General features: G+C 57.2%; 21 protein-coding genes. 17 read left to right on the top strand and 4 right to left on the bottom strand.

Annotation, left to right across the window (positions count from 1 at the left end):
* Window positions 1-41 precede the first annotated feature (41 nt).
* Entirely contained in the window at window positions 42-464 is a 423-nt protein-coding gene (locus VJ369_RS17625; RefSeq protein WP_105552734.1) for an acyl-CoA thioesterase, read from the bottom strand.
* A gap of 209 nt (window positions 465-673) precedes the next feature.
* Here VJ369_RS17625 and glsA point away from each other — a divergent pair, with 209 nt between their 5' ends.
* From glsA to VJ369_RS17590, 7 genes are all read left to right on the top strand, one after another.
* Entirely contained in the window at window positions 674-1720 is a 1047-nt protein-coding gene (gene glsA, locus VJ369_RS17620) for a glutaminase A (RefSeq protein WP_324093299.1), read from the top strand.
* A 369-nt stretch (window positions 1721-2089) separates the two neighbouring features.
* Window positions 2090-2641, top strand: coding sequence for an alternate-type signal peptide domain-containing protein (locus VJ369_RS17615; RefSeq protein WP_324093297.1), 552 nt, complete (start codon window positions 2090-2092; stop codon window positions 2639-2641).
* 23 nt (window positions 2642-2664) lie between these two features.
* Window positions 2665-3255, top strand: a complete 591-nt coding sequence (locus VJ369_RS17610; RefSeq protein WP_324093296.1) for a hypothetical protein — start codon at window positions 2665-2667, stop codon at window positions 3253-3255.
* On the top strand, window positions 3252-3821 hold the full coding sequence (locus tag VJ369_RS17605; RefSeq protein ID WP_324093295.1) for a signal peptidase I: 570 nt from the start codon (window positions 3252-3254) through the stop codon (window positions 3819-3821). Before VJ369_RS17610 ends, VJ369_RS17605 begins: the two co-directional genes overlap by 4 nt.
* Window positions 3818-4477, top strand: a complete 660-nt coding sequence (locus VJ369_RS17600) for a hypothetical protein (protein ID WP_324093294.1) — start codon at window positions 3818-3820, stop codon at window positions 4475-4477. Before VJ369_RS17605 ends, VJ369_RS17600 begins: the two co-directional genes overlap by 4 nt.
* The gene (locus VJ369_RS17595; protein WP_324093293.1) at window positions 4474-5046 is read left to right on the top strand and encodes a hypothetical protein; all 573 of its coding nucleotides are present in this window, start codon (window positions 4474-4476) and stop codon (window positions 5044-5046) included. The genes VJ369_RS17600 and VJ369_RS17595 overlap by 4 nt, the downstream gene beginning before the upstream one ends.
* Before the next feature lies 1 nt (window position 5047).
* Window positions 5048-6181, top strand: coding sequence for a hypothetical protein (locus VJ369_RS17590; protein WP_324093292.1), 1134 nt, complete (start codon window positions 5048-5050; stop codon window positions 6179-6181).
* A gap of 35 nt (window positions 6182-6216) precedes the next feature.
* Here the strand turns inward: VJ369_RS17590 and VJ369_RS17585 are convergent, their stop codons facing one another.
* Both VJ369_RS17585 and VJ369_RS17580 read right to left on the bottom strand, forming a co-directional pair.
* A complete protein-coding gene (locus VJ369_RS17585) occupies window positions 6217-6480 on the bottom strand; it encodes a hypothetical protein (RefSeq protein WP_324093291.1) in 264 nt (87 codons plus the stop codon).
* The gene (locus tag VJ369_RS17580) at window positions 6467-6628 is read right to left on the bottom strand and encodes a hypothetical protein (protein WP_324093290.1); all 162 of its coding nucleotides are present in this window, start codon (window positions 6626-6628) and stop codon (window positions 6467-6469) included. Before VJ369_RS17580 ends, VJ369_RS17585 begins: the two co-directional genes overlap by 14 nt.
* A gap of 687 nt (window positions 6629-7315) precedes the next feature.
* Between VJ369_RS17580 and VJ369_RS17575 the strand changes: the two genes are divergently transcribed.
* Genes VJ369_RS17575 through VJ369_RS17565 form a run of 3 tightly spaced genes read left to right on the top strand, consistent with a single transcriptional unit; the run spans window position 7316 to window position 10051 of the window.
* A complete protein-coding gene (locus VJ369_RS17575) occupies window positions 7316-8089 on the top strand; it encodes a sulfite exporter TauE/SafE family protein (protein WP_324093289.1) in 774 nt (257 codons plus the stop codon).
* A gap of 42 nt (window positions 8090-8131) precedes the next feature.
* On the top strand, window positions 8132-9388 hold the full coding sequence (locus VJ369_RS17570) for a hypothetical protein (RefSeq protein WP_324093288.1): 1257 nt from the start codon (window positions 8132-8134) through the stop codon (window positions 9386-9388).
* Between the two features lie 9 nt (window positions 9389-9397).
* A complete protein-coding gene (locus VJ369_RS17565; RefSeq protein ID WP_324093287.1) occupies window positions 9398-10051 on the top strand; it encodes a GOLPH3/VPS74 family protein in 654 nt (217 codons plus the stop codon).
* 11 nt (window positions 10052-10062) lie between these two features.
* On the opposite strand, the gene VJ369_RS17560 is transcribed toward VJ369_RS17565, so the two are convergent.
* On the bottom strand, window positions 10063-10731 hold the full coding sequence (locus VJ369_RS17560) for a GntR family transcriptional regulator (protein ID WP_324093286.1): 669 nt from the start codon (window positions 10729-10731) through the stop codon (window positions 10063-10065).
* A 160-nt stretch (window positions 10732-10891) separates the two neighbouring features.
* Between VJ369_RS17560 and VJ369_RS17555 the strand changes: the two genes are divergently transcribed.
* The 7 genes from VJ369_RS17555 to VJ369_RS17525 all read left to right on the top strand — a co-directional run bounded on the left by VJ369_RS17555 (window position 10892) and on the right by VJ369_RS17525 (window position 17419).
* Window positions 10892-12010 (top strand): type III polyketide synthase, encoded by a 1119-nt coding sequence (locus tag VJ369_RS17555; RefSeq protein WP_324093285.1) that lies wholly within the window; start codon window positions 10892-10894, stop codon window positions 12008-12010.
* Complete coding sequence (locus tag VJ369_RS17550; RefSeq protein ID WP_324093284.1) at window positions 12010-12723, top strand: methyltransferase domain-containing protein; 714 nt, start codon at window positions 12010-12012, stop codon at window positions 12721-12723. Before VJ369_RS17555 ends, VJ369_RS17550 begins: the two co-directional genes overlap by 1 nt.
* On the top strand, window positions 12713-13879 hold the full coding sequence (locus VJ369_RS17545) for an NAD(P)/FAD-dependent oxidoreductase (RefSeq protein WP_324093283.1): 1167 nt from the start codon (window positions 12713-12715) through the stop codon (window positions 13877-13879). Before VJ369_RS17550 ends, VJ369_RS17545 begins: the two co-directional genes overlap by 11 nt.
* Before the next feature lie 14 nt (window positions 13880-13893).
* Window positions 13894-15189 carry a 23S rRNA (adenine(2503)-C(2))-methyltransferase RlmN gene (gene rlmN, locus VJ369_RS17540; protein ID WP_324093282.1) on the top strand — a complete coding sequence of 432 codons (1296 nt, stop codon included), beginning with the start codon at window positions 13894-13896 and terminating at the stop codon, window positions 15187-15189.
* A 96-nt stretch (window positions 15190-15285) separates the two neighbouring features.
* Window positions 15286-15774, top strand: a complete 489-nt coding sequence (locus tag VJ369_RS17535; RefSeq protein ID WP_324093281.1) for a carboxymuconolactone decarboxylase family protein — start codon at window positions 15286-15288, stop codon at window positions 15772-15774.
* Window positions 15771-16958, top strand: a complete 1188-nt coding sequence (locus VJ369_RS17530) for a pyridoxal phosphate-dependent aminotransferase (protein WP_324093280.1) — start codon at window positions 15771-15773, stop codon at window positions 16956-16958. Before VJ369_RS17535 ends, VJ369_RS17530 begins: the two co-directional genes overlap by 4 nt.
* Before the next feature lie 104 nt (window positions 16959-17062).
* Window positions 17063-17419: a DUF2695 domain-containing protein gene (locus VJ369_RS17525; RefSeq protein WP_324093279.1), complete on the top strand. Its 357-nt coding sequence runs from the start codon at window positions 17063-17065 to the stop codon at window positions 17417-17419.
* The last annotated feature ends 4 nt before the right edge of the window (window positions 17420-17423 follow it).

The raw sequence follows: 17423 nt of genomic DNA, 5'->3' as shown, positions 1-17423 counted from the left end.
CACCGTCAATTCATCGATGGCTGAGGGTATCGGTCAGAAAACTAGATCAGTGCCTTGGTGATTTCCAGCGGGATACGGTCACGGGTGTAGGTGATGTGGTCATAACCGTGCGGTTCAGGCTTGCCGTCTTCACCAATGTTGACGAATACGATCTTCTCAATGGTCAGGATCGATTCCTGGGTGAAGATGTTGCGAACTTCGGCGCGCAGGGTGACCGAGGTGCGGCCAAAGTCGATGGCGGTCAGGCCCATTTCAATCAGGTCGCCTTCCTTAGCGGAGGCGATGAAGTTGATTTCAGACATGAACTTGGTGACCACATGCTTGTTGCCAAGCTGGATGATCGAGTAGATGGCCGCCTCTTCGTCGATCCAGCGCAGCAGGCTGCCGCCGAACAGCGTGCCGTTTGCGTTGAGATCTTCGGGGCGGACCCATTTGCGTGTGTGAAAAGTGATTCCCTTAGCCATATCTAAAATGCTAGGTTAACTAGGCCTCTTTGCGCTGTTAGACTCTGCACATTGTCGGAGAGAACACAATTATTCTGGGTAAGAAATGATCGCTGCAAGACGCTCTCACTGTGTAATGATGCACTACTTGATGCCAAGTAGGAGCGCTATTGATAGTCTCAACATAGCGCAGAGAAAAACGTAAAAACATAAGTAGAAAGTGGGTGAACATGAACTATCCTTCGGACGGGAACGACACCATCCCTACCGATTTCGATGATGTGGTCCAGCAGGTATCTACCGGTTCGCTGGCACACCAGAAAATTGACGAGCTTCTACGCGAGGCACACGAGCGTTATTCGGATGTGGATGATGGATTGTTAGCCCACTACATCCCTATCCTTGGCCACGCTGACCCCGACCTTTTCGCCATCGCCATGTCCCACGTGGGCGGCTCGGTGCACGAGGTCGGAGACTGCCAGCACGAGTTTTCCATTCAGTCGATCGCCAAAATGTTTGTTTACGCGCTCGTAGTTCAAGAACACGGCCGAGAAGTTGTCCGTGAACGCATCGGCGTGAATAACACCGGCATGCCCTTTAACTCCGTGATGGCAGTCGAGCTGAATAACGGGCACCCGATGAACCCAATGGTCAACGCCGGTGCCATCGCCACCACCGAGATGATCCCGGGCCGCACCTCGGCTAAAAAATGGGAAAATGTCCGCTCCGGACTTTCCGCCTTCGCCGGTCGCCAACTGACGCTGGACGACGATGTGTATGCCTCGGAATCCGAGTCCAATGAACGAAATAAAGCCGTCGGCCGACTGCTCAAAAGCTACCGCCGCATCGAAGGCGATCCCTTGGCCGCGGTGGATGTCTACACCCGGCAATGCTCGCTGAACGTCACCGCCTATGATCTCGCGGTCATGGGTGCGACCCTCGCCGATGGCGGCGTCAATCCGGTGACCGGCCAGCGTGTAGTGGATGCGGATGTTTGCCGTGACACACTCGCCGCCGTAGCCACCAGCGGCCTCTACGAGCACTCGGGGGATTGGCTGTTCGAGATCGGGATCCCGGCAAAGTCAGGTGTCTCCGGTGGCATCGTTGCCATAGCTCCGGGTAAGGGCGCTATTGGCGCGTTCTCGCCACCCTTGGATATCGCGGGCAACTCGGTGAAAGCGCAGTTGGCGATCGGACATTTGTCGCGCGCCATGGGCCTGAACCTGTTTGCTTCGGCTCCGGAAAAGAGCCTGCTGGCGAAGGCCAGCAGGGGCTAGAGCCAGTTTCGGAGACCCTTCAGTGGGGTTATTTTTACCTAGCGACTTGGTCGTGCTCACGTGAGCACGACCAACTTTTTTGTGCTATGGCTAACCGTCTATTTTGCTGATCCAATCGGATAAATTTTTCTGACCACTTGCTTCGGAGTGTTATCAATCCAATAGATCATTTCTTCGACTATCTTCGAAATATCAGGTCAGAACGCACAATATTCTCAGTTTATGTGATTTACGCATACCCGTTCGGCACCTACGAATCTCGCAATTCAGAGATAGTTCATATTTATCTATCCTCGTGTTGAAAATATTACCCTTTCCGGTTTACTGGTAGAGAGACCTGCAGTGGGCTCGGCAAAGTGAGGACTAAAAATGAAGAAAACAACGAAGGCGACCATTGCGGCAGTCGCCGCCGGTGCATTGCTTATTGGCGGTGCCGGTACTCTCGCACTGTGGCAGGCCGAAGACAATGTCGATGCGGGAACGGTTACCACCGGTCACCTAGAACTGACCACCGACGGGGAAGGAGTTTGGACCGACGCAAGCCCGGATGCGGCAACCACGACGTTTGACCCTGTGACCGACAGCATTGTTCCGGGCGATACTGTCGAATTCAACCAGACGGTGACCATCGATGCTGAGGGTAAGAACATCCAGGGGGCACTGACTGTCGGCACCGTCGGTGCCGTTCCTGCGGATCTTGAAACCTATGTCACCATTGCGCTGGATGTTGATGCCTCGGCAGAAGGTATTACCGAAGCAGGCGGCGTACTTTCCTTCGCCGCCGCGGGTGTTTATGAGGTTCCCGTTTCGATCACTGTCACCTTCGACGAAGGTGCAGTTGGCACAACTCCCAACACCACCATGGACGAGCCTATCGATTTGACACAGCTGACCTTAACGCTGGATCAGATCCGTTCATAAGTCGCTCCGCAGCAGGTAATTGAATGCCTAAACAGCTGAAGTTTACTTTAGTCGCGGCCGTCGTCCTGGCGCTTTTTCTAGGAGCCCAAGGCACGGCCGCCGTTTGGCGCGCCGAAAGAAATATTGATGCGGGCACCATGAGAACGGGAAATCTGCTGCTTTTGGTGGGAGCCGAACCCAAAGAGGCAGCGAACTACGAATTCATTGAACTTGACGGCTCCAATTTAGTCCCCGGGCAGTATGTGCAAGCTCCATTGATGCTGAGCAACGGCGGGACTACCGACCTGCTCTACAACCTCGTGGGTGCTTCGGCGAAACCGGAAACGCCAACGGATGCCGATACCGCGCTGGCCGACTCCAGCATTTTGAGCATTTATGCTGGCATGACAGCGGTAGCTTGCGATGGTCGGCAGGCGCTCTCCGGACAGATGCTCTATAAAGGCACGGCCAATTCGACGGCCAAGTTTGCGGTGGCCCGTCCATTGCTGAGCGAAAATGGGGACGCTAGCAAGGAGAACCTCTGCGTAAGACTGTCGATCCCGTCGAATGCTCCGCAAGCTGCTTCTGGAGGTTCGCTCAAATTGGTGCTGAACTTTGTGGGGCAGCAACAATGAGTGCACGCAGTCGGGCAGAGCTTCGAATTGAACGCGAGAAGACTGGCGTGCTGTGGTGGGTAGGGCAAACCATCTCGTGGCTGGCGCTTTTTGTCGTTCTCGCATTGATTGCCATTATGGTCCTCATTCCACGGTTAGGCGGCGCGACCGCCTATACCGTACTTACCGGCTCGATGAGGCCGGACTATCAGCCCGGTTCGTTAGTTGTGGTGCGTCCGGTTGATCTGAATGAAATTCAGGTGGGCGATGTGGTCACCTATCAACTTGTTTCAGGCGAACCAGAAGTTGTGACGCATCGTGTTGTCGGGGTGGGAAATACGCTTGGCGGTGAACAGCGATTTGCCCTTCGGGGTGATGCAAACAATACGAATGACGCACCAGTTGTTCCCGAACAAATTAGAGGAAAACTCTGGTACGCGGTGCCGCTGTTAGGATTCGTAAACTCTGCAATTAGCGGTCAGCAACGTACGTGGCTGATTTGGCTCGCTGTGGGTGGACTGCTTTGCTACTCAGCTGTAATGCTTGCCGGTGCGTGGCATGACAACCGGCGCAAGGTGGAAAAATGAGCACTCGACGAATCTTTGCGTGGCTGTTCGCCGGCATCGCGCCGATGTTTTTTCTCGTCTTCACCCACGCGTCGGCGCAGGCAACAACGGCCTCGACAGTCGGCAACCAACTGAGCTACAGTACCGACGGGGAAAATTACACCCATACCCCTTCGCCCATCTTTACCAATGTTGAAAAAATCATCCCCGGTGAAAGCTTAAGCCGTTCCTTGTGGGTGCGTAATGATCTTTCAAAGTCCGTAGAAATCACAGTGCACACGAACACCCTCGAAGGTGCCAACGATTTACGGGCGGAAGCTTCGCCTAAGGGAATCATTTCACTGTCTGCTGGCGAGACGACCACCGTTGTAATCCGTGCGTGGCTGCCGGAAGTCGCAGGAAATGCCACCCAGAACATCAGCTCGGAGAACATCAGCATCCGCGTACGGGCAAGCGAGAAGGATCCGTTAGGCGAGGAACCCGATGAAGAATCGGCACCTCCAGTAGAAAATCCAGACTCTCAACCTCCTCAAGATCAAGACCAGCTGGGCGACACCGGATTTTTCCCTCGGTTCCTGCCGTTGGCAATCGGGGCACTAATCACCGGCGGAATACTCTTTGCCCTGAGCCGGCGAAATAGACAAACCATTCTGAATACTGAAGGAGATTCCCGATGAGCCGGCGTGGAATGCAGATTAAGGCGATGCTTACCTTGGGAATCCTTGTGGGATTTGGTGCTGTTTCGACCCTTGCCGCCTGGACGGGAACTGCCACAGCGACCTCCAGCATCAGTTCTGCCACGGTATCACTCGGTGTTGGTGCCACAGCCTCAACTGCTACGACGGCCAGTTACACAGTGCCAATAACGGGTGCCGGATGGTATCCGGGAATGAGCCAGGCCGCCGTCGTAGTTGTGAAAAATACCAGTTCAATTGCCGTCCCTTATTCCATTGCAGGAAGCGTCGCAGAAACTGGTGCCGGCACATTGGGAAATGCCCTGAACGTGGCTGTGAAAACAGGCGGTGGAGTTACGGGGACAGCGCCGAATGTGACCTGCACAGGTACCTCAGCTGTCACCAAAACGGCAGGTAGCGCGTTCCCTGCAGCAGTGGTACGGCCGACTTTGGCTCCAGGGGCCTCTGAAACACTTTGCGTGCAGTATGGGCTTCCGTCCACTGCAGCTAATGCATTGCAAGGGAATGCGACGTCCGTTAAGTTAAACTTCACCGCAACGGTGGGTTCCTGAAATGCGACTGCAGAAATCGCGTACACCTAGTGGCAAAAGCGCGCGTGGATGGCAGGGCTGGATGCTCAATGTGGGCGCCATGCTTGGTTCGATTTGCTTACTCATGGCACTTTTGACTCTATTCTTTGGGATCAAGCCGTTGATTTTTGTCTCAGGGTCTATGGGGCCACAGATTCCGATGGGCTCCTTAGGGATGGCGGTGTCTACTCCTGTCAGCGAGATCAGCCCAGGCCACATCGTTTCCGTGACTACTTCAGATAGCACCCGGGTCACCCACAGAGTTGTTGAGAATACTTTAGAAGGGCTCCTCCTCAAAGGCGACGCAAACCCTGTCGCTGACTTGGAATTGTATCAAGTCGATCGAGCCGATCGGCTCTTCTTCAGCATTCCGAATCTGGGATACGTCATTAGCTGGCTCAACCGGCCTTGGGTCTTTTTCGCAAGTGGGCTGCTGTGTGCTTACGTCCTATATGTGGCTTTTGTTAGACGTAATCCGCAAAATTGCGACGATGAGGACAACCAAGACAAAGGCGCTGGTCAGTTGGGAAGGCTTCGGGTAAATGCGGGCTCTTCGCGTCGTGCTTTCCGTCGGATCTCCAAGGTTCTTTCGGTACGCTCGATGGCTGTGTTGATGGCAATGTTGATAGCGGTTCAGTTGGGTACTGCATCAAAAATTGAAACGACAAAAGCTGCTTTTGCCGGAAGTGCCACGGCAACATCGAGTCCATTAGCAGCTGCAACGATCCCCTCAGTTCCTGGTCCACTAAAGTGCGAAACAACCGGTGGTTTACTCGGCGCAGCGACGAGAGCGGAAGTCACTTGGTCAGCGCCCGCGCTGCCACGCGGAGCAAGATATGCAGTCCGGGTCCTGTTATCCTCAGGGCAAATAACTTACATCAACGTTGACGCGGGTACCAATATCGTCGTTTTTCGGCCGGGTCTAAATTTGCTGGGGCTGCTACAAGGTCAACAAACTTTCCAGGTCAAAGTTCTCGTAGCTTTAACTACAGACGGGTTGGCAGTCGCAGCGAACGGAAGCAATATTGGCTGGGTCTCCCCAGTTGGCGGCGCCCCGGCGACATCTGTGCACTACAACCCGGGGGTACTGTTGCTGAATAACTTCTCTTGCGTGTAGGTACAGGCCACCGTTCTGCACCTCGGCCGTTGTTTCTAGCTGTTCGATCCTGCCAGAATCATGTCTTGGCCCCAACGAAAAGTGTCCGGCGCCCCGTTTTTGCTTTCCAAACCCGCTTTCAGAGATTCGCTGAAAGGACCGCTCAGCTCTGCATCTACTTCCCATAAGTCCTTTGATGCGGCCTCGTTCAAGGCTGTGCCGATGACGAACGAATCGATAAACGTGGTAGCGCGCAGGCGTTCGGCTGGATCAAATCCCGCGGCAGCAAATGCTTCAGTTGGGGCGTCATAGATACGCAAGGTTGTTCGGTCGTGAAACCTCATAGCTAGTCAGCAGGGTGACGAGCAGCGAGTCCTGTACATAAGAGTGCCAGTCCGCAATAGCGATGATGCGAACAGTTGGCTGCCAATCTTGGCTTTTGTATTCCGGAGGCTTGACGGCGGACATAGCCCTTCCTCGCACGAGCTCAATAATTTCATTCTTCTAATCAACGTGGTGGTAGAGCGAAGAAGCGCTAGCCGAAAGCGTTTTAGCCTGTCGCGGAATGGTGAATTCACCTTGCTTATCGACTTAGGCTAATGCAAAATTCGCGATGGATTAGCAACTCAGTTTGGGTGAAGACGTCCAGGCCGACAAAAGTGTCCATGGTCGTGTTGATCATTACTAGTGCTCTTTTGATCTAGTTTGTGTTCAAGGTCGACTAACCGTCAGTGGCAAAGTCTTACATCCACGTTATGACAGGCAGCCATTTTCTGGCGCCGCGCCCCTAACCAGTACCCACCATGCTGCCATGTCAAGCTCGGTGGCAACTATCCTGCCAGCAAGTACCAGACCTGCCAAGATCTATTGGAGGTATTGGGCACGTATGCCATAAATCGCTCCGTAGACAGGGAAACCGGAAGGCAGGTCGGGCTAGGTCAGAGAATGAAAGTGATGTGTCGTTCTAATAGGACATGTCCTGCACGTGGCCGGGTATGCATGATCCTGCCACTAATACCTCGCGACCGGAAGCAGGCAATGATCTCGTATGACGGTCGTTGCTCAGTTGACCGGCGGAGACTGCGAGCCCGCGGAATGCGCATTCTGAAGTCGTATCCGGGTGTACTAACGTAAGGAGCAAAGACGCGCTTGCGCTTGGCGCGGGAACTGGAAGGCAAAACACTGTTGGAAACGCTACAACTCGGGGCATTGCTCGGGCTCAGCGCTGCAGTATTCGTTGGCGCTTCCACCCAAAGAATCTCCGGCATGGGGTTCGCTCTGGTCTCCTCACCGTTCCTCGTGATGGTCCTGGGACCCTTCCACGGGGTCATGGTGGTCAATTTCCTTGGCGCCTGTAGTAGCTTTCTGATTCTGATTCAGGTCTTCCGCGACGTTGAGTATAAGAAGATTCTGCTGATGCTGATACCTGCGGTAGTCATGACGATTCCTGGTGCATGGGTGGCTTCCAAACTTGGCGGACCGTGGCTTTCTGTCGGTATCGCGGCGATGGTTATTCTTGCGCTGCTCTCAAGCTTCATGGTGCGCAATCTGCGCGCCGCACAGAGCAAGGAGCTTGCCATTGGTGCCGGCGCAGTCTCCGGATTTATGTCCGTCACCGCCGGGGTTTCTGGGCCCGCAATTGCCGGTTACGCGGTAGCTAGCCGCTGGCCACAGGCGAAGTTCGCAATTTCCGTTCAGTTGTATTTCTTCGTGCTTGCCATCGCTTCACTGCTGGCCAAGGGCGGGATGCCTGAGCTCCATTGGACGCAGTGGACCGGATGTCTTGTGGCGATGGTTCTCGGAATTCTTCTGGGTAACTATCTTGCACCCAAGATTCCAGACAAATTCAGTAGGGCCTTTGTCATCATCGTTGCGTTCTCTGGTGCCATAACTTTGATGATCAATGGGCTAACCCAAGCGTTGGCCTAAGCCAACGTTGGATAAATATCTACCAATGAGACAATTAGAAGTGTGCGGACCGAAGCGAACATTGAAACCCAAGGTAAACCGGCCACAGAACTCGAGATTGAGCGGCAGGCCTTGTGGGCCGGGTTTTTCTGTTCCATCCTAGGATTAGTTGTCGGCTTCATCCTCTTTGTGGGTAACCGGCCAGGTTTGTCTGGTGGCCTCTCCGTCGGTGCGGTGGCTGCCACCACCGGTGGCATCTGCGCAGCGCTAGTCAGTGTCATCGCTTTTCGACGGCTGCTCATCTCGCGCGAACCGTGGCTCCGACGGATCCCTAAGTGGCGACAGATCGTGACAATGCTAGGCCTGCTGATGGTTCACGCGGCGAGCACCATCATGATTTTGATGGTTGCTTTTCACCTGATGCAGCAGGCATTTTTTGGATTACATGTTGACGTGGTTGCAGGTGCACTGCTTGTCAGCGGTGCCACCGGCTTGAGTGCATACCTGTGTCTGGTGGCCACAGCACGCACGAATGCCCAGACACTATCGGTCATCCTGGGAATCTTCATGGCTTCGGGTGTAGTTATTAGCATGCTGCTGGCAGAAGACCGCGGCTGGTGGCAGTCGATGTTCTCCTCGCTAGGAACGTACGACGCGGGCATCGGATCTTTCTGGACCTTCAACACCACGCTGGTTATTTCGGGGCTCGTGCTGGCAGCATTTACCGAATTCATAACCCGTGACCTAGCCAGGCTCGCCCGCACTTACCGATGCCGCCCGGGTTTTGAGAAGTACCGAATTTCTAAGTTCGTCCGCCCACGCCCGAGTATCGTTCGTTGGTGTCTGCTCGCGGTAGCACTAGGTGTCATCTTGATCGGTGTCGTCCCGGTTAACGTTGCTCCCGAGGTGCATGGCGCGTTTGTGCAGCTGGCGGCGGTGGGCCTGGTGGTGCTTTTAATCAGCACCGTGGTTTTGCTTCCGGGATACCCCGTGGTCTTCCACCTCATGTCGCTGACGGCGCTCGGTGCCTTGTGGCTTGCGTTCTTGCTTTGGCAGGAATGGAACTACTACAACCTCACCGGCTTTGAACTTGCCGTCGTGGCAATTATCTTCACGTGGATTTCGGTGTTTATCCGAACTACCTCGGCGCTAATCCACGACAAGAAGCAACAGCTGCGCAAGGAAAAACGTGCGCGTCGACGTGAACAACGCGAGCAAATTACAACAGGCACGGAAACCTCCGGTGCATCTTCCGAACCATCTTTTGGGCCTCAGAAAATCCGTCGTAATGGGGAGGACGTAGGTTTCCAAACTCGGTAGCCTAGAAATATGTTGATCTCCGAGATGCTGTATCTACTGCTCACCAAGGACGACGGACAACCGGAAACGGTGATGAGCTCCTATAAATACGGGATGAACTCGGCCATCATTGCCGACCTGATCTTGGCAGGGCGAATCGGGCTCACCGATGACCCGAATCCACGAATCACCATCGTTGGCGCTGGACCAATCGCAGACCCTGTCTTAGAACACTCGCTGGAAAAGCTCGAAGGCAAAGACGGGATAAATCTCGATTCTGCCGTAGCGATCAACGGGCTATGCAATATTCGTCTGGTCACCGACTCGCTAGCCAAACAGGGGCTTGTCGAATATGGCGAGCGAGGATTATTGGGCTTAGGCAAGGCGCCCGTCCGCGTGCTCAATGGGCAGCTGGAACGTCAATTCCGTACCGGGTTGAGTTTGGTACTTCAGGGACAGCGTGAGGCCGCAACCCATGAGGCGACGCTGCTTTCCATCATTCATGGCATGGGTGTGTTGCAGCGGGTGCTGGCCGAAGAAATCGAGCCCCTCGGTGTGCAGCGCGCTCAAGCACGAATTAAGGAAGTCGCCACCGATTCCCGAGCAGGCGATGCGGTCCGCAAAGCGGTCGCAACCATGAACGAGGCCGTCGCAACGAACACCATCCTGCCCGGCGCTAGCTAAAACACCGCCACTTAGGCAGGTTGCTCAACCAGTCCTGCATGCATCACTACGTCGACGGTTGCTTGATAGTGATTTCGCAATAAGTGGCCCAGCTTTTCGGCGTCACGAGCCAGCGCCGCGTCAAGAATATCTGCGTGCTCTTGTTCGACGTCGCGGGCCACGGCTGCCTGAGATGGCGCGGCCCAGCGCCGGTAGAGCTCGGTGAAGTTCGCCAGATCGCCGGAGAGCTTGAGCATCGGCTGGCATTCGCAGGGTGCTAGGAGCTGGTGGTGGAATTCGCGGTGCGCCTGGGACCACTGCGGGTTCACTCGATCTGGTTCCTCGGGTAGCCGCCGCGGGGTGCGCGATAACTTATGGTGTATCGCGATCAGTGAGGATTCCCAACTGACGGTTCCGCGCTCGGTGGCAAGCTTCGCGGCCAGGGCTTCGGTGACACACCGCAATTCGGTGATATCGGCCAGCTCGCCCAGATTCAGGTCCGGGACAAAAAATCCACGGTTCGGCCGAATGGTGACCAAGTTTTCACCGGCAAGGCGGGTCAAAGACTCACGGATCACCGTGGTGCTGGTGCTGAATTGTTCGGCCAAAGTGGTGGGCTGCAAGCGATCCCCAGGGGACCAAAACCCGTCCAGAATGGTCCGGCGAATTCCCTCTAGCGAATGCGTTGATGCTTTTGCCATGCTGGCCTCCTCAGTATTTGCCGAACCTTTGTGAATGGCAATCAAAATAATCATATTATGCCCGCGTGCTCAGATAATTGAGCGACTGGGCTAACTTGTAAATAACTGACAGTTTCAGCCGACCCTTTACGCAGGCCTACCGCCCGCTTAGGCTCAAGTAATGTCAGTGATGCTGCGTACTATCCAGACCGCCGTGCCCGATACGATCCTCAAACAAGACGAGGTCCGTGATGTCTTCGCAGTGCAACCTGGACTAACCCGACTGGGCCAACGGCTGATCACCACCTCCTTTGATTCGTCAGCGATTAATACCCGCTATAGCTGTGTTGAGGACTTCGATACGCTCAACCCACCTGCGAATCCGCTGTTCTACGATGCGCGCACCCAACAGCTTCATTCGCCGAGCACCGCGACGAGAAACAACGAATATGTGGCTCACGCACCGGGACTATTTATTGCTGCGGCACGCAAAGCGCTAGCCGCCTGCCCGGAGATAGCTCCCGACGAAATCACCCACGTGATTACGGTGTCCTGCACGGGCTTTTACAACCCCGGCCCGGACTACCAAATTGTGCGTGCACTGGGTTTACGCCCCAATACGGTTCGCCACCACCTAGGCTTCATGGGCTGCTATGCAGCGTTTCCCGCACTACGCGCTGCCCGGGATTTCTGTCTGGCCGATCCGCAAGCGACGGTATTAGTGGTGTGCGCCGAGCTATGCACCCTGCATGTGCGCAGTTCCAACGATCCGGACACCATTATGGGTTCTGCGCTCTTTGCCGACGGCGCCGCAGCGGCCCTCGTTACTCAGCGTGGCAACGGGGGACTGGATATGGACGCCTTTGAAACCGTGCTGACCCCGGTGGGCGAGGAAGCGATGGCTTGGAACATCGGCGATGAAGGCTTCGAGATGGTGCTTGGCACCTACGTCCCGCATATTATCGATGACCACATCAGCGGCGCACTGGAACCACTCTTTGCCAAAGACGCCACGCCAGCACTAGAGGTTTCACAGATCACACACTGGGGGATCCACCCCGGTGGCCGGGCGATCCTGGATCGGGTGCAGAACCGGCTGGGACTGAGCGAGGTCCAGCTGGAACCTGCCCGCAGAATCCTCTCCGACTACGGCAACATGTCCAGTGCCACGGTGTTATTTGTGCTCAAAGAAATTATGGAGAATCCAGCGGCTAAGCCCGGAGAACGAGTCTGCGCCATGGCTTTCGGTCCAGGACTCACCGTGGAAACCGGGCTGTTCACCCTCCGCCCGGAGGTCTGATGTTTGAACTCGCCCGCGCCAAGGACGCCGTCGAAGAAATGGACAGGCCCGACTGCGACCCGGCACTTCTGCGCCGAACCTACGCACAGTTTCCCCTGGTTAACCGGGTGGTGGCAGGGTGGGGCAGACTTTACGCCGAGCTCATGGTGAATCAGCTGCCCACCAACCGGCCCGCCACCTTGCTGGATATCGGCTGCGGTGGCGGGGATATCTCCATCATGCTGGCCAAACGAGCGTTGGCCGACGGAATCAACCTCAAAGTTCTGGGAATCGACCCCGATGAACGAGCCTTTCAGTATGCGCGCGATGCCGGGCAGAGGTCTGGATTACCCGCAAGCCGTCTCGAATTCCGCCAGAGTGACAGCAGCCAGCTGGCAGCGCAGCAGGCCCAGTTTGATGTGGTCATCTCCAACCACCTGCTCCACCATCTCGATGAGCAACAATTTTCCGGGCTGCTGGAGGACTCGCAGCGGCTGGCCACCGGCCGGGTAGTGCACGCGGATATCCGCCGCTCACGGATCGCTGCGGTGCTCTTCGGTGCGGCAACACTGCCGCTGGCAACCAGTTCCTTCATCCGGCGTGACGGACTGCTCTCCATCAGACGCAGTTCCACCTCAGTCGAATTGGCCCGGCGTGTGCCCGCCGGGTGGCGGGTAGAAGAACGCCGCCCCTTCCGAAACCTGTTGCTTTGGGAACCGGCCGATGCAGTCTGACATCGCGATCATTGGCGCGGGGCCGGTGGGTTTGACCCTCGCCATCTTGCTGATTAAACGTGGCCATCGGGTGCAAGTTTTCGAAAAACGCCAGGAGATCGCAGAGCATTCGCGGGCAATCGGCCTGCATCCGCCGGCGCTTGAAGTATTGCACGAAGCCGGAATTGCGCAACAGCTGACGCACCAAGGACTGCAGATCCGCAAGGGCGTGGGAGTCTTCACGCGAGGCCAGCGCGCGGCTCTGGGCTTTGCGCGCATTCCCGGCGACTACCCGTATGTCCTGGCACTGCCGCAACGCCAAACCCAGCTGCTCTTGCGCGAGCGGCTGGCCGAGCTGGCACCACAGGCACTTCAGCTAGGTTGCCGCTTCCAACATGTGCTGGGGCAGGGCACCGACAGTGTGCACTTCACCGTGCAGCACAGCAACGCAGAGCCCCAGGTTCATGGTGCCCGGTGGCTGATTGGCGCCGACGGGGTGGATTCGGCAGTACGCCGTGCCTTAGCGGTACCGTGGCGCGGCAGAGCATTGCCCGACGCCTACCGCATGGGTGATTATCCCGATGCCAGTGGATTGGGTGAGACCGCGGTGCTCTACCTGCACCCAAGCGGGATTGTCGAATCCTTTCCGCTGCCCGGTGAGCAACGCCGCTGGGTGGCACACCGAGATCGAAGCCAAAGCTTGTCGTTGGAAGAACTCGTCCACCGGCGCACCGGCCACCGGTTAGCTCAACACTCACGCACCATGCACAGCGACTTCACGACAGCACAGTTTGCGGTGCCGAATATGGTCCACGGCCGAACCATCCTCATCGGCGACGCCGCCCACCAGATCAGCCCCATTGGTGGTCAAGGCCTCGCGCTGGGACTCCTCGATGCAGGAGCGCTTGCCGGGGTGCTGAATTCCGGGTGTTCCAGGCATAAATTAGCTGACTTTGAACAAACCCGGTTATCCGCCGCACGGCTTGCTTCCCGCCGGGCGCACCTGAATATGATGCTCGGCCGGCCGATGGCCCAATGGCTCAGCGGCCCGCGCGACGCGGTGTTCTCACGGATTCTAGCGAACCAGGAAGTGCATGATTCGGTAGCAAGAATTTTCACCATGACCGATCGCACGATGCGTGCCCAAACTCACCGCCAACATCCAGTAGATACGTGAAACAATAGGTAGCAATGACTTCCAGCGATCCCACCACACTTTCCGCCGTTGAACGCAAGGCCCTGCGCACCGAGCAGGCCGCCGCGCAACGTGCCCAGCAACTGCGTATTTCCAAGTCCCGAGCCCAGGCCGAAGGCCGCGCTCAGGTCGTTCCGACGGCCGAAGGCTGGAAGCAGGAGATGGGCGCCGATGGCCGCCCCGAGCTGCAGTTCGCCACCAAGCGCCGCGTCTCCCAGCCGCCAACGCACTTGGCTGATCTTTCCCTGGCCGAGCGCCAGGCCAAGCTGAAGGAACTGGGCCTGCCCGCCTTCCGCGCCAAGCAGCTGTCGACGCACTACTTCACGCACTACACCACCGACCCGGAGAAGATGAGCGATCTTCCCAAGGAGCGCCGCGCGGAACTAGCCGAGGCAATGTTCCCGAAGCTGCTTACCGAGGTGAAGCGCCTGGAGACCGACGATGGCAAGACCATCAAGTTCCTCTGGCGCCTGTTCGACGGTTCGCTCATTGAGTCCGTGCTCATGCGCTACCCGGGCCGTATCACCCTGTGCATCTCTTCGCAGTGCGGTTGCGGTATGAACTGCCCATTCTGCGCCACCGGCCAGGCCGGGTTGACCCGCAACATGTCCACCGCCGAAATTCTGGATCAGATCGTCCAGGCTAACCGCGTGATCGCCGAGGGCGGTCTGGGCGGGCAGAAGCACCCCGATGAGCGCGTGGGCAACATCGTGTTCATGGGTATGGGCGAGCCGCTGGCCAACTACAAACGCGTGATGAACGCCGTGCACCGCATGGTCGCCGACGTCCCTGAAGGCCTGGGCATGAGCGCGCGTGGCATCACCATCTCCACCGTGGGCCTGGTTCCTGCCATCCGCAAGCTGGCCGAGGAAAACGTCCCGGTGACCTTCGCCTTGTCGCTGCACGCACCGGATGACGAGCTGCGCGATGAACTGATCCCGGTCAACTCAAAATGGAAGGTCGACGAGGCACTGGACGCCGCGTTTGACTACTACGTGAAGACCGGACGCCGCGTCTCCATTGAATACGCGCTGATCAAGGACATGAACGACCACGAGTGGCGTGCAGAAATGCTCGCGAAGAAGCTCAACGCCCGTGGCCGCGGCTGGGTGCACGTGAACCCGATTCCGCTGAACCCGGTACCGGGCTCGGTCTGGACCCGAAGCGAGAAGGACATCACCAGCAAGTTTGTGCGCCGGCTGGATAGCCTGGGCGTGCCGACCACCTTGCGCGATACCCGCGGTAAGGAAATCGACGGCGCCTGCGGACAGCTCGCGGCCGACGAAGACTAATCTTTGGTCAGCAAGGGCCCTGCCACACGTGGAAGCGTGAGGCAGGGCCCTTGGCATATGTGGCGGCTAAACATGCTTGACGGGTATGGTTCACATATGGCCGTTTCAGACCCGCTTTTTCTCGACAAGACCAACCCCGAGCTGTGGAACTCCATTGGGAAGTTCTCCGCTCAAGTTGCCAAATCCTACCGCGCAGCAGGGGTCAGTGACCGCACTGCCGAGCTGATCAACTTGCGCGTTTCGCAGATCAACGGCTGCGCCTACTGTTTGGACCTGCACACCCGCAAGGCGCTGGCGGCCGGCGAAACAATGCAGCGCATCGTCTTGCTCAGCACCTGGGATGAATGCGGAGGGCACTTCGACGAATTTGAATGTGCGGCCCTAGCGATCGCCGAGGCCACCACCGACCTGCCCTGCCCCGAGGAACGCATCGCCGCAGTTGCCTCGGCGCGGCTGCTGCTCAACGATGAACAGGTAGCAGCGATCCAATGGATCGCGGTGGCAATGAACGCGTTCAATCGCATCTCCATCCTTTCGCGCCACCCGGTGAAGGAAAAAGAACTAGGCCAAGGAACGGCTAAATGAAAGTCTCAACCCGTGGCCAGGTACCGCCCTTTGAGGTCATGCAGATCGTCGATACGGTAGCCACCATGCGTGCCGCCGGCCACGACGTGATCTCCCTGTGCGTCGGTGAGCCGGGCGGGGGCGCCCCGGCCGCCGTCAACGAGCTTGCCGCAAAACTCCACGCCGAGCAGGCAGACTTCGGATACACCTCAACCATTGGATTAGAACCCACGCGGCAGGCCCTGTCCGATCATTACCGGCTGACCTACGGTATTCAGATTCCGGCGGAAAACTTCGTGATGACCGCAGGGTCCTCCGGCGCATTTCAGCTGGCATTTCTTGCGGCGTTCGACCAGGGGGACATCGTCGCGCTGGCTCGCCCCGGGTACCCGGCTTATGCCAATATTCTGCAAGCCCTGGGACTGAACGTCGTAGATCTGCCTACCGGTCCCGCGCAGCGTTTTCAGCCGACCGTCGAGCTTCTGGAAGCGGCGAAAAAGAAACACGGTCGCCTCGACGGACTGGTGATCGCCTCCCCGAACAACCCCACCGGCACCATGCTCAGCGCCGAAGAACTCGAAACCTTGGCTACCTGGTGCCAGACCAACGGGGTGCGGCTGATTAGCGACGAAATTTACCACGGCATCGAGTTTGTCCCGGAGCGCAAGGGCCACACCTCCTGGGAGTACTCGCGCTCCAGTATTGTGGTGTCTTCGTTCTCCAAATACTGGGGGATGACCGGCTGGCGTCTGGGCTGGATGATCGTCCCGGATGACATGCTGGCAGTGGTCGACGGATTGGCCTCGAACCTGGCACTGTGTGCCCCAGCGCCAGCACAACGAGCGGTGCTCGCAGCATTCGAACCAGACAGTCTCCACGAAGCAGAAGGACGCGTGCGCGAGTTTGCGCGCACCCGCGAACTGGTACTGGGCAGTCTGGACAAGCTCGGAATTATTGCGGCCGCCCCGGCTGACGGCGCGTTTTATCTCTACGGAAAACTCTCGCCGCAGGTACTTGCCCAGTTCGGTTCGGCTTCGGCTTTTTGTGCCGCGGTCTTGGAAGAAGCGCAGGTGGCGCTCACCCCGGGTGGTGATTTTGACCCGTTCGAGGGGAACCTGTTTATCCGGTTATCCTTCGCCGCCGGCTATCACCGTGTGGCCGAAGCACTGGACCGAGTCGAAGAATTCCTGAAAAAGAATATGTAGCGCCACGCGGTTATGCACAGTTCGACGAGGCAGCTAACCGCTTACCGGCCTAGGGGTTGAAGCTGAGATGAATCACTGATCATCTGCCAGCTAGGAGCCCTGAGATGAGCGACTTACCGCTTCCCGTCGACCACGAATGTCTTGCCTGCTATATGTACCGCGTGGCCGGGCAGTCGCCGTGCGGCGGATCCCTGCGCGTACTCAAGGAGTACCGCGATCACAGCGCACCGCGGGCCACCGCCTTAGAACGTAAAATTCGCTTGCTGGGCGGTTACTGCGACTGCGAGGTGCTCATGAACGCGTTGCGTCCTGCAGGCACCGAAGCGATCAGAGCGATAGACCGCGGAGATGATTTAATCTGCAAAGGAGTACGCCGCGGCTGTATTCAACCCTGCGAACAGTGGATGATACGCCGCGGCGTGCAATGGGCCGGCGGACAATTCCGCGGCCGGAGTGCTTAAAACT

The organism is Glutamicibacter sp., from assembly GCF_035257265.1.
Taxonomy (GTDB): Bacteria; Actinomycetota; Actinomycetes; order Actinomycetales; family Micrococcaceae; genus Glutamicibacter.
The sequence above is the reverse complement of the archived record's forward strand: the minus strand, read 5'-3'. Positions and strand labels throughout refer to the sequence as shown.